Here is an 11855-nt window from a genome sequence, read left to right as displayed (position 1 = left end):
GGGTGGTTTTTTTTTATACCCCCCTGCTTGCCCGCGCCCCACGGCCGCCCCCCCCCCCCCGGGGGGGCCCCGCCACCCCCCCCGCGGGGCCACCACGGGGAATCTTGGGGGTTGGGTGACCTACTCCGCCCATGGTCGTTGGCGTGGTGGCTGGCAGGCTCGCGCTCATGCGCGTTCGGGGGATCTCGCTCATCACCGCCTTCACGGTCACCATGGCCGCCTGTTCCGGCGTGGAGACCAACCCCCCGCCAGCCGCCCACCAGCCCGCGGCCCTGGCCGAGGCGCCCGACACGGTCGCCGCCGGCTTCGAGCCGGCACTCCGGTGGCCGCCGGCAAGCCTGGGGTCACCGGCCGGCCTGACGGCTGTGCCTCTCGCCGGCACGGCCGCACCTCTTGCCGGCCTTGCGGCGATCCTGCCCGCGGGTAGGGCGCCCGGCCCCTCCGACGGCATGCTGTCCAGCGCTCAGGCCTACACATCGCCGATCTTTCCTGGCGGGGTATGGGCGGTCGGCTCCGCTGCCTCGCTGGTGGCCGGACCCCCTGCCGCGTTTTCCGCCGGGTACACGCCTGGGCCTCCTGCCGACCTGGTTTCCGGGTCTCCCGCGATCGGATCGGCCGACCGCAGCGAGCCGGTGTTCGGGGCGCCGGGTGATGGCGGGCGGCCGTTGCCGGACGGGCTGCGGGGGAAGCTGGACAGGGCGCTGGGACGGTATCTGGCCGCGCGTCCCGGCCGGGCCGCCGTGGCCGTGTACGACAGGGTCGCGGCCACCCGCTACGCCTACCGGGAGCGCGAGCCGTTCATGCTGGCCAGTGTCGCCAAGGTGGACATCCTCCTGGCCCTCGCGCTGAAGGCGCAGGAGGAGGGGCGGCGGCTGACGAGGCGCGAGCGAAGCGCGGCGGGCAGGATGATCCGGGTCAGCGACAACGACTGCGCCCACGACCTGTACCGGGCGATCGGCGGCCGCGACGGGCTGACCGCGGTGCTGCGCGAGCTGGGAATCCGGCGTACCTGGCCGGAGCACTCCTGGGGGACCACCCGCAGCCGCCCGTCGGACCAGGTGAAGGTGCTCGACCGGCTCACCGACCCGGAGGGTCCGTTGACGGCGGCCAACCGGCGGTTCGCCCTGGAGCTGATGTCGAGTGTCGTGCCCGGCCAGGACTGGGGTGTGAGCGCGGCGGCCGGGTCCGGGCAGGTGGCGCTCAAGAACGGCTGGCTCCCCGCCGGCGCCCACGACGGCCTGTGGACGGTCAACAGCGTGGGCCGCCTCCAGACCGGCGGTCACGACCTGCTGCTCGCGGTGCTGTCGGAGCGCAGCCCGGCCATGGGGTACGGCGTGGCCACGGTCGAGGCGGTGGCGCGGCTGGTGGTCAGGACGATGACGAAGTCCGCTCCCACCGCCATAACGATCCGATGAAGGTCGGCCGCGTTTACGGCCTGAATACGGTGACGATTAGTAGCTCGTCGGCAAGTTCGGCACAATGACCGATGTGCGAGTTGGACTGCTCGGGCCCTTCGAGGTCCGGAACCGCGATGGGGCCATGGTCGAGGTACCCGGCGTTCGGCTGCGCGCGCTGCTCGCCGCACTCGCCCTCGAACCCGGCCGGATCGTCGCACGGGCGCGGCTCGTGGACTGGATCTGGGGGGAACAACCGCCCGCGGACGAGGTGAACGCCCTGCAGGCACTGGTGTCCAGGCTGCGCAGAGTGCTGCCGGACGGTGTGATCGAGGCGGACGCCGGCGGCTACCGGCTGGCCGTGGCGCCCGACGCCGTGGACGTGTCCCGGTTCGAGCAGCTGGTCGGTCAGGCTCGCGCCACCGAGCCCGCCGAGCGGGCGGAGCTGCTGCGCTCGGCCCTGGAGCTGTGGCGCGGCCCGGCCATGGCGGACATCGCCCTGCGGGACAGCGACGTGTTCGACGCCGTGGTCGCGCGCCTGGACGAGCTCCACGTCGCCGCGCTCGGCGATCGGGTGGACGCCGACATCCGGCTCGGCCGTGGCTCGGAGCTGGTCTCGGAACTGACCGACCTGGTCGCGACGTACCCGCTGCGGGAGGGGTTCGTGGCCGCCCTCATGCGGGCGCTGGCCGAGGCCGGGCGGGGCAACGAGGCGTTGACCGTGTTCCAGCGCACGCGCGAGCGGCTCGCAGAGGAGCTGGGCGCCGACCCGTCTGCCGAGCTGTCGGCGCTGCACACCGCGTTGCTGCGGGGCGAGCTGGGCGAGCGGACGGAGAACCGCAGGACGAACCTGCGCGCCGAGCTGACGAGCTTCGTCGGCAAGGACGGCGACGTGGGAGCGGTCGCCGGTCTGGCCATGGGGCACCGGCTCGTCACCTTGACCGGATCGGGCGGCTCCGGCAAGACGAGGCTGGCCACGGAGACCGCGCGGACGATGCTCGGCGAGCTGCCCGATGGGGCGTGGCTGGTCGAGCTGGCCTCGGTGCAGGCGGGCGGTGAGCTGGCGCAGGCCGCCCTCACCGCGCTCGGCCTGCGTGACCAGCCGTTGCTCGGCGGAGCCAGGGGCGGTGAGCCGATGGACCGGCTTCTCACCGCGCTGCGCGAGCGCACGATCCTGCTGGTCCTGGACAACTGTGAGCACGTGATCGAGGCGGCCGCGGCCTTCGCCGACCGGCTTCTGGGCGAGTGCCGGCGGCTGCGGATCCTGGCCACAAGCAGGGAACCGCTCGGCATCACCGGAGAGGTGCTCTGGCAGGTCGAGCCGCTCGCGCTGCCCGCGAAGGGCGCCGAGCCCGCCGAGATCGGATCCTCGCCCGCGGTGCGGCTGCTGCGCGACCGCGCGGACCTGGTCCGCAAGGACATCGGCTCGGACCCGGCCACTCTGGCGGCCATGGAGCGGATCTGCCGGGCGCTCGACGGGGTGCCGCTGGCGATCGAACTGGCCGCGGCACGGCTGCGGACCATGTCCATCGATCAGCTGGCCCGCCGGCTCGACGACCGCTTCCGGCTGCTGACCAGCGGCAGCCGTACGGTGCTCCCCCGGCACAAGACGCTGCGCGCGGTCGTCGACTGGAGCTGGGACCTGCTGACCGAGGCCGAGCGGAGCGTGCTGCGGCGGCTCTCGGTGTTCTCCGGCGGAGTGAGCCTGGAGGCGGCCGAACGCGTGTGCCCGGAGGAGGCGCTGGACGGGGAGCTGGTCTTCGACGTGCTGACCGCGCTGGCCGAGAAGTCGCTGCTGCTCACCGACGACGAGGGCGCGCCGCGCTACCGGATGCTCAACACCATCAGGGAGTACGCCGCCGGCCGCCTGGCCGAAGCCGGGGAGACCGAGCCGGCCCGCCGGGCGCACCTCGCCTACTTCACCGAGCTGGCCGAGACGGCCGATCCGCGCCTGCGTACGAGCGCGCAGCTGGAGTGGCTGAACACGATCACGCCCGAGCACGACAACATCAGTACGGCCGTGCGCGGGGCGATCGCCGAAGGATGGGCCCAGGAGGCGATGCGCCTGGTCGGGGCGGCGGGCTGGTACTGGTATCTGGCCGGGCACCGGGCCGAGGGCACCGAGCTGAGCATGGGGGCGTGCTCCCTGCCCGGTGAGGCCACCGACGAGGTGCGGGCGCTGGCGTACGCCATCTTGACCATGTTCCTGACCTCCGGGGTCGGCCGCGATCAGTATCAGGCGGAGGACTGGATCCACAAGGCCCACCGGTTCACCCAGCGCAGCAGGTCGCGCCACCCTCTGCTCGGGTTCGTCGAGCTGTGGGAGCAGATGCTGCGGGAGCCGGCCGGAGGGTTCCTGCGTTCGCTGGAGCCGCTCATCACCGGCGACGATCCCTGGGTGCGCGCGCAGGCCAGGCTCACTCGGGGCCGGATGCGGCTCACGCTCGGCGCCGACGAGACCGACGTGGATACCGACATCGAGATCTCCCTGGCCGAGTTCCGCGCGCTGGGTGAGCGGATGGGGACCTCGCTGGCGCTGACCTTCCTGGCCGATCGGCTCGCCATGCGCGGCGAGTTCGCCCGCGCGTGCGAGCACTACGAAGAGGCGGTCACCGCGCTGCGCGAGCTGGGTGTGCGGGAGGAAGTGACGAGCCTTCGGGCGCGGCAGGCCCAGCTGTACTGGCTGCTCGGCGACGAGCGGTCCAGCGTGAGCGCGATGTCCGAGGCGGACCGCAGCGCGAGCGGGATCACCTGGCCGGAAGAGCTGGCCGATCTGGAGATCTCCAAGGCGCAGCTCGCACGCTGGCGCGGCCAGCCGGACGAGGCACGCGGGCACCTGGAAGCGGTGCGGACGCTGATGGGCGACGAGGGCCCGAGCTCCCTGACCCGTGCCAAGTCCCTGGACCTGCTCGGCTATCTCACCGAGGATCTGGAGGAGTCGCGCGCGCATCGCAGCGGGGCACTCCGCGCGGCCGAGGAGGCGATGTATCCGCCGCTGGTGGCCGAGATGTTGATCGGGATCGCGGATCTCGCGCTGCGCGGCGGGCAGTACGAGCAGGCGGCGCGGTTGCTCGCGGCCGGCGACGGGGTGCGCGGCGTCGCGGACCTTTCACTGCCGGACGCCACCAGGATCAGCGCGGAGACGCGCGATCGCCTCGGTGAAACCAAGTTCACCGAGGCGATTCTGGCCGGACGGGAGCGGGACTGGCGGGAGCTGGCCGAGATCACGCTCGCTTCGTGAACGCCGCGCGCGCCCACAGATAGCCGGCCAGCGAGAGCCCCACGCACCAGGCGACCGCCGCGATGGCCGAGCCCGTCGACGGCGTGCCGGTCAGCAGCCCGCGCAGGGTTTCGATGATCGGGGTGAACGGCTGGTACTCGGCGAACTCCCGCACACCGGGACCCATCTTGTCGGCCGGCACGAACGCGCTGCTCAGGAAGGGAAGAAGCATCAGAGGGACACCGGCCAGGCCGGCGCTTTCCGGGGTCTTCGCGGAGAGGCCGGACGCGACGGTCAGCCAGCCGATCGCCAGCACCGTCAGCGCGACGACGCCGATCGCGCCGAGCCACTGCGGGAAGCTCGCCGTCGGGCTGAATCCCATCAGCAGCGCGACCCCGATGATGATCGCGATGGACACCAGGGTCCGCAGCATGATCGCGATCACGTGCGCGTTCAGCACCGCGGCCCGGGACACGTCCATGACCCGCAGCCGGTTGATGAATCCGGTCGTCATGTCGGAGTTCACCGCTGTGGCCGTGGGGCCGATGCCGTAACCGATGGTCAAGATGATCAAGCCCGGGGTCGCGTAGTCGACGTAGTCGGCGCCGACGCTGAACGAGCCGCCGAAGACGTAGACCATGAGGAACATCACGAAGACCGGCACGATGACGGCGTTGAACAGCGCCACCGGATTGCGCATCGTGTGCCGGAAGTTGCGCCGCATCATGGTCGCGGAATCCGCGAAAGAAGCTGAGATGGCGTTCATCGGGCGCTGGCCTCCTTGTTGCCGTGGCCGGTGAGAGCGAGGAAGACGTCGTCGAGGTCCGGTGTGTGCACCGACAGTTCCTCGACCTCTACGGACTGGGCGTCGAGCCGGTCGAGCAGCGCGCGCAGCGACCGCACCCCGCCGTCGCCGGGCACGCGCAGAGCCAGCTCGTCGTCGTCCTTCGTGGCGCCGCGCAGGACCTGCGCCGCGACGTCGAGGGCGCGCCGGTCGGCGAACCGCAGCCGGACGTGGCTGCCGGGGATGCGGCGCTTGAGCTCGTCGGCGGTGCCCTCGGCCACCACCCGTCCCTGATCGAGTACGGCGATGCGGTCGGCGAGCTGGTCGGCCTCTTCGAGGTACTGGGTGGTGAGGAAGATGGTGGTGCCTTCGGCGACCAGCTCCCGGATGATCTCCCACATGGTGCGGCGGCTGCGCGGGTCGAGTCCCGTCGTGGGCTCGTCCAGGAAGATGATCCGCGGCGCGCCGACCAGCGTCATGGCCAGGTCGAGCTTGCGGCGCATGCCGCCGGAGTAGGACGCCGCCCGCTTGCCGGCCGCCTCGGCCAGCTCGAAGCGGTCGAGCAGCCGGGCGGTGACGCGCTTGCCCTCCGCCTTGGGCAGGTGCAGGAGATCCGCCATCATCAGCAGGTTCTCCTCGCCGGTGAGGAGTTCGTCCACCGCGGCGAACTGGCCGGTGACCCCGATCGCCGCGCGCACCGCCTTGGTCTGCGTGGCGATGTCGTGCCCGGCGACGACCGCCGTCCCGGCGTCGGGGGTCAGCAGCGTGCTCAGCACGTTCACCGTGGTGGTCTTGCCGGCGCCGTTGGGGCCGAGCAGGGCGAAGATCGTGCCGGTCCGGACGTTCAGGTCGATGCCGTCGAGGACGACTTTGTCGTTGTAGGCCTTTCGCAGCCCCTGGGCGGCGATGGCGGAACCGTTCATGACCGCTACGGTCGCCGACCGCTCTGATACGGAGCCGTCACCGTCCTGACGCGGCCGCTGACACGGCCCGGGAGGTCAGCCGCAGCAGCCGCCTCCGCAGCACCCGCCCCCGCCCCCACCGCCGCGCGGAGCGGCTGCGCCGCCGGTCATCGCGACCGTGGAGAGCAGCCTCACGGTGTCCTCGTGCCCGTCCGGGCAGCTGGCGGGGTCGTCGGAGGCGGCCATCGGGCGCGACACCTCGAACGTGGAGCCGCATGCGCGGCAGCGGAAGTCGTAACGCGGCATGCCCCTACATTAGGGCGCGTAGGTCACGTGGGTGTAGTCCGCGTGCGGTTCGTAGCCGATCGACTGGTAGATCGCGTTGCTCGTCGGGTTGCCGAGGTCGGTGAAGAGCACGATCTCCTTGGCCCGCTCGTCGAGGCCGGCCCGGCTGGCGTGGGCGGTGACGGCGGCGCCGTACCCGCGACGGCGGCAGGACGGCGGCGTGTACACCGGCCCGATGCGGCTGACCCCGCCCTGTGCGGGCGAGAGCGCCGCGAACGACACCGGCGCCCCGTCGGACACCCACAGGAAGATGTCACCGACGGCGATCCTGCGCAGCACCCGCTCGGTCATGTCGCCGCGGTCGGCGGAGACGCTGACCTCCTCGCCGAACGCGTGGTACCAGCTCACGAGCAACGGCAGATCTCCCGGTACGGCACGGCGCGCCCGCCCGGGGACGTCAGGGCGGGTGAGGCGGCCGAGCCGGTACAGCCTCTCCTCGACGGCGCCGGCGAGCACCGCCCCGCGCGACCGGGTGAAGACGGAGACCAGTTCGCGCGGCCCCATCACCTCGGGAATCTCCCGGTCGGCCAGCGCCGCGGCCAGTTCCTCGACGGCCTCGGGAGGCATCGCGGCCAGCCCGAGCGGAGCCGGAGGCGTACGGAAGGCGGCCCCCCGGACCTGCCCGTCCACGGTCCACCACCCGTAGTTGGCCCCCTCGGCGGGCAGGCCGGCGCGGATGACCGCCATGACCGTGAGCGGCACGGTGTTGCGCAGGGGATCGTCGAGCAGGAAGGCGGTGGCGGCGTCGGGGAAGTCCGCGAGATCCGCCGTGAAAGACCACATGCCGCGATCCTCGCAGGTCGCGGCATGTGGCCTCAAAGCGGTTTTCGTCAGGCAGCGGCTTCCAGGTACGGCGCCCACTGCGGGTCGCCCACCATCGAGGCGCCGATGAGCCGCCAATGGGCACCGCGCGGAACCGCCGGGGACACGCGCAGCGACCACCCGAGTTCCTCCAGGAACTTGTCGGCCTTGCGATGGTTGCACGGTGTGCAGGAGGCGACGCAGTTCTCCCACGTGTGCGTGCCACCCCGCGAGCGCGGGATGACATGGTCGATCGTCTCGGCCTTCTGACCGCAGTAGGCGCAACGGAAGTCGTCGCGGCGCATGAGTGCGGCCCTGGTCAGGGGGATGCGGGACCGGTAGGGAATACGGACATATCTCCTGAGCCTGATCACCGAAGGCACCTCCAGCGTACGGCTGGCCGAGCGGAGCACCGCTCCCCTGCCGTCACGGTGGACGACGTCCGCCTTCTCCCTCAGCACCAGCACGATGGCACGGTGCAGCGAGAGCGTGGTCAGTGGCTCGTAGGTGGCGTTCAATAGCAGGACCTGGCGCATCACGAGGACTCTCCCCGCTGGGCGCGTATCAAAGGGGACATGCCGTGGCATGTCCCGGCTGGCGGCCCCTCCTGGGGCACTGATGCTTCCGTCACGTGGACCTCCGCCGGACGGCCCGACGGATGGTGTCACCACGGCGCCGCCCTCTGCCCAAGTCTGTCGTCAAAAGAGCGCATCCCGCCACCTCTTAACGAACTAGAGGGACGCACGGTGTGTTTTATGCCCGGATCACCTGCGCTTTACGCCCCGCCGGTAGGGTCAAGGCATGTATCCGACCGCACGCCGAGAAGAGCTCGTCGACGACCTGCACGGCACGCCGGTGCCCGATCCCTATCGCTGGCTTGAGGACCCGGACAGCCCGGAAACCCAGGGCTGGCTGCTCGGGCAGGAGGCGCTGTACAAGGATCAGGTGAAGCCGCAGCGCTTCCGCGAGCGGATCGAGGAGCTGCTGCAGTCGGGTTCGGTCGGCGTCCCGGTGTGGCGTGGCGAGCGGTACTTCTTCTCCCGGCGCATGCCCGGCCAGGAGCACGCCGTCTACTACGTCGTGGATCCCGACGGCGCCGAGCGCCCCCTGATCGACCCCATGGCCATCGACCCCTCGGGGCTGACGACGCTCGACGCGGTGCAGCCCGACAAGGAAGGGCGGCTGCTGGCGTACCAGATCTCGGTGGGCGGCGACGAGGAGTCGGTGCTGTACATCATCGACGTGGCGACGGGCGCGCGGCTGGAGGGGCCGATCGACCGCTGCCGCTACTCCCCCATCGCGTGGCTGCCCGGCGGCGAGGCCTTCTACTACGTGCGCCGCCTGCCGAGCACGGAGGTTCCGGAGAACGAGCGGCAGTTCCACCGCCGCGTCTACCTGCACCGCGTCGGCACCTCCACCGAGGACGACGTGATGATCTTCGGTGCCGGGCTGAAGATGACGAACTACTACGGCGTCTCGGTCTCGCGCGACGGCCACTGGCTGCAGATCTCCGCCTCAGAGGGTACGGCTCCGCGCAACGACCTCTGGGTGGCCGATCTGACCGCCTCCCCGCTCGACGACCCCGACCTGGTCGTCGTCCAGGAGGGCGTGGACGCGCAGACCGGGCTGCACTTCGGCCGCGACGGCCGCCTCTACGTGCACACCGACCGCGACGCCCCGCGCGGCCGGATCTGCGTCGCCGACCCCGCCGAGCCGCGGGTCTGGCGCGACCTGATCCCGGAGGACGCCGAGGCGGTGCTGTCGGACTTCGCGATCCTGGACGATCTCACCAGCCCGGTCATGCTGGTCGGCTGGACCCGCCACGCGATCAGCGAGATCAGCGTGCACCGCCTGGAGGACGGCGAGCGCCAGGGCGAGGTGCCGACGCCGGGCCTGGGCTCGATCGGCGGCATCTCCGAGCGCCCCGAGGGCGGCCACGAGGCGTGGTTCGGCTACACCGACAACACCACCCCGCCCACCATCCAGCGCTACGACGCCCGCACCGGCGAGACCACGCTGTGGGCGGCCTCCCCCGGCGCGGTCGACGTGCCGCCGGTCAAGACCTCGCAGGCCGTCTACACCTCCAAGGACGGCACCGAGGTCCGCATGCTGATCATCGAGCCGGTCGACCGCGACGGCCCGCGCCCGACGATCCTCAACGGCTACGGCGGCTTCGGCATCTCCATGACGCCCGGCTACTCGGCCTCGATCCTGACCTGGGTCGAGGCGGGCGGCGTCTACGCCATCGCGAACCTGCGCGGCGGCGGCGAGGAGGGCGAGGACTGGCACCGCGCCGGAATGCTCGGCAACAAGCAGAACGTCTTCGACGACTTCCACGCCGCGGCCGAGCATCTGATCGCCACCGGCGTCACCACCTCCGCGCAGCTCGGCATCTCCGGCGGGTCCAACGGCGGCCTGCTGGTCGGCGCCGCCCTCACCCAGCGGCCGGAGCTCTTCGCGGCCGTGGTCTGCTCGGCGCCGCTGCTCGACATGGTGCGGTACGAGCTGTTCGGCCTGGGCGCGACATGGAACGTGGAGTACGGCTCGGCCGAGGACCCCGAGGGGTTCGGCTGGCTGTGGAGTTATTCGCCCTATCACCAGGTGCGGGAGGGCGTGCCGTACCCCGCGACGCTGTTCACCGTCTTCCAGTCCGACAGCCGCGTGCACCCGCTGCACGCGTGGAAGATGTGCGCGGCCCTGCAGCACGCGAGCGGCGCCTCGCGGCCGGTGCTGCTGCGCAACGAGACCGAGGTCGGGCACGGCGCGCGTTCCCTGAGCCGCACCATCGACCTGTCGGCCGACACCCTGACCTTCCTGGCACGGAACACGGGGCTGTGAACCGGCGGCGGCTGGCCGCGTACGGCATGATCGTGCGCGGCGAGGAGATCCTGCTCGCCCACTACGTCAACGGGGAGACCCGGCACTGGACGCTGCCGGGCGGCGGCGTCGAGCACGGCGAGGACCCCTATGACGCGGTGGTGCGCGAGGTCGAGGAGGAGACCGGCTACACCGTCGTGCCCGAGGTGCTGATCGGCGTCAACAGCTTCCATCCTCGGCCGGAGTTTCAGGCGGTGCGGCTGTTCTGGGAGGCGCGCGTCGTGGGCGGTGAGCTGCGCTTCGAGGTGGGCGGCAGCACCGACAAGGCGGCGTGGTTCCCGCTGGCCGGGGTGGAGAAGCTGGAGCGCTCGGAGGTCGTGGACCGCGGGCTCGAACTGCTGCGCGCGCGGCCGAAGAGCGGGCACCTATAGTCGGAGTGTGGACGACCTGACGGTGGTCGAGCGGGTCCCCGGGCCCGCGCTGCGGCCGTACGTCACGGGGCTGTACGCCTACCGCGAGCGGTACGCGCAGCCCCACGTCCGCCTGGAACCGGCGCTGCCGGGCGCGGTGCTCATCATCGGGTTCGGCGCGCCGATGCAGGTCGACGGCGGCCGGTTCACCTCCTTCACCGGCGGCCTGTCCGACCGCTACACCGTCACCACGACCCAGGCGCCCACCGAGGGCGTGGAGGCGCTGCTCACCCCGTTCGGGGCACGTCGCCTGTACGGCGTGCCGATGCGTGAGCTGACCAACCTGGTGCTCCCGGCCGACGACCTGCTCGCGGGCTGGACGCAACGGCTCGGCCAGGTCGAGGGCTGGCCGGAACGGCTGGCGCTGTTCGAGTCGATGCTGACCACGCGCATCCACGGCGGCCCCGAGCCGCGCGGCGAGGTCGGCTGGGCCTGGGCGCGGTTGCTGGAGTCCGGCGGCTCGGTGAGCGCGGCGGCCCTGTCGGACGAGCTCGGCTGGAGCCACCGGCATCTGGTCGCGCGGTTCCACGACGAGATCGGGCTGGCGCCGAAGGCGGCGGGGCGGCTGATCAGGTTCGACCGGGCGCGGCGGATGCTGCGTACCGGTGTCCCGCCCGCCCGGACCGCGGCGGCGTGCGGCTACTACGACCAGGCGCACATGAACAGGGACTTCCGCCTGTTCTGCGGAGAAACACCCGGTCAGATTTTTCCAAGACCCCCGGCCGGGGCCACGGCAGACTCGGCCGTATGACACGCACAGTTTTCGCGCTCGCGCGCTACGAGGACCCGGCCAAGGCGATCGACTTCCTGGCCGCCGCCTTCGGCTTCACCGCCCACGAGGTCAGCAAGGACGACTCGGGCGCGGTCGTCCACGCCGAGCTGCTGATCGGCGAGGACATGATCATGATCGGCAAGGGGCAGCCGGGCGGGCCGGGCATCTACGTCGCCGTCGACGACCCCGACGCCCACCACGACCACGCCAAGGCGGCGGGCGCCACGATCACCATGGAGCTGGTCGACCAGCCCTACGGCTCGCGCGAGTACGGCTGCGCCGACCCCGAGGGCAACACCTGGTACTTCGGCACCTACCGCCCTTAGCACAGTCCCTCCTCACCTCCACGA

Annotated in this window: 11 protein-coding genes; 6 read left to right on the top strand and 5 right to left on the bottom strand. The window is 71.6% G+C overall.

Annotated elements, in window-relative coordinates; translation table 11 throughout:
• Nucleotides 1-167 precede the first annotated feature (167 nt).
• Both ACFWYW_RS28005 and ACFWYW_RS28000 read left to right on the top strand, forming a co-directional pair.
• Entirely contained in the window at nt 168-1415 is a 1248-nt protein-coding gene (locus ACFWYW_RS28005; RefSeq protein WP_379614973.1) for a serine hydrolase, read from the top strand.
• A 64-nt stretch (nt 1416-1479) separates the two neighbouring features.
• Nucleotides 1480-4635 carry a BTAD domain-containing putative transcriptional regulator gene (locus tag ACFWYW_RS28000; RefSeq protein ID WP_379614971.1) on the top strand — a complete coding sequence of 1052 codons (3156 nt, stop codon included), beginning with the start codon at nt 1480-1482 and terminating at the stop codon, nt 4633-4635.
• Here ACFWYW_RS28000 and ACFWYW_RS27995 read toward each other — a convergent pair.
• The 5 genes from ACFWYW_RS27995 to ACFWYW_RS27975 form a co-directional block, all read right to left on the bottom strand.
• On the bottom strand, nt 4619-5380 hold the full coding sequence (locus ACFWYW_RS27995; RefSeq protein ID WP_379614969.1) for an ABC transporter permease: 762 nt from the start codon (nt 5378-5380) through the stop codon (nt 4619-4621). The two genes, ACFWYW_RS28000 and ACFWYW_RS27995, sit on opposite strands and share 17 nt — an antisense overlap.
• Entirely contained in the window at nt 5377-6321 is a 945-nt protein-coding gene (locus tag ACFWYW_RS27990; protein ID WP_379614967.1) for an ATP-binding cassette domain-containing protein, read from the bottom strand. Before ACFWYW_RS27990 ends, ACFWYW_RS27995 begins: the two co-directional genes overlap by 4 nt.
• A 75-nt stretch (nt 6322-6396) precedes the next feature.
• Nucleotides 6397-6606, bottom strand: coding sequence for a zinc ribbon domain-containing protein (locus ACFWYW_RS27985; RefSeq protein ID WP_379614965.1), 210 nt, complete (start codon nt 6604-6606; stop codon nt 6397-6399).
• 9 nt (nt 6607-6615) lie between these two features.
• A complete protein-coding gene (locus ACFWYW_RS27980) occupies nt 6616-7428 on the bottom strand; it encodes a GNAT family N-acetyltransferase (RefSeq protein ID WP_379614963.1) in 813 nt (270 codons plus the stop codon).
• Between the two features lie 47 nt (nt 7429-7475).
• Nucleotides 7476-7982 carry an HNH endonuclease gene (locus ACFWYW_RS27975; RefSeq protein ID WP_184959584.1) on the bottom strand — a complete coding sequence of 169 codons (507 nt, stop codon included), beginning with the start codon at nt 7980-7982 and terminating at the stop codon, nt 7476-7478.
• A 265-nt stretch (nt 7983-8247) separates the two neighbouring features.
• Between ACFWYW_RS27975 and ACFWYW_RS27970 the strand changes: the two genes are divergently transcribed.
• Genes ACFWYW_RS27970 through ACFWYW_RS27955 form a run of 4 tightly spaced genes read left to right on the top strand, consistent with a single transcriptional unit; the run spans nt 8248 to nt 11831 of the window.
• Nucleotides 8248-10284, top strand: a complete 2037-nt coding sequence (locus tag ACFWYW_RS27970; RefSeq protein WP_379614961.1) for a prolyl oligopeptidase family protein — start codon at nt 8248-8250, stop codon at nt 10282-10284.
• Nucleotides 10281-10694, top strand: coding sequence for an NUDIX hydrolase (locus ACFWYW_RS27965; protein ID WP_379614959.1), 414 nt, complete (start codon nt 10281-10283; stop codon nt 10692-10694). The genes ACFWYW_RS27970 and ACFWYW_RS27965 overlap by 4 nt, the downstream gene beginning before the upstream one ends.
• A 7-nt stretch (nt 10695-10701) precedes the next feature.
• Nucleotides 10702-11484 carry a helix-turn-helix domain-containing protein gene (locus ACFWYW_RS27960; RefSeq protein WP_379614957.1) on the top strand — a complete coding sequence of 261 codons (783 nt, stop codon included), beginning with the start codon at nt 10702-10704 and terminating at the stop codon, nt 11482-11484.
• On the top strand, nt 11481-11831 hold the full coding sequence (locus tag ACFWYW_RS27955; RefSeq protein WP_379614955.1) for a VOC family protein: 351 nt from the start codon (nt 11481-11483) through the stop codon (nt 11829-11831). The genes ACFWYW_RS27960 and ACFWYW_RS27955 overlap by 4 nt, the downstream gene beginning before the upstream one ends.
• Nucleotides 11832-11855: the final 24 nt, after the last annotated feature.

This window comes from Nonomuraea sp. NPDC059023, from assembly GCF_042740095.1.
Taxonomy (GTDB): domain Bacteria; phylum Actinomycetota; class Actinomycetes; order Streptosporangiales; family Streptosporangiaceae; genus Nonomuraea.
Note: the sequence above shows the minus strand (reverse complement) of the source record. Positions and strands in the feature narration are given on the sequence as shown.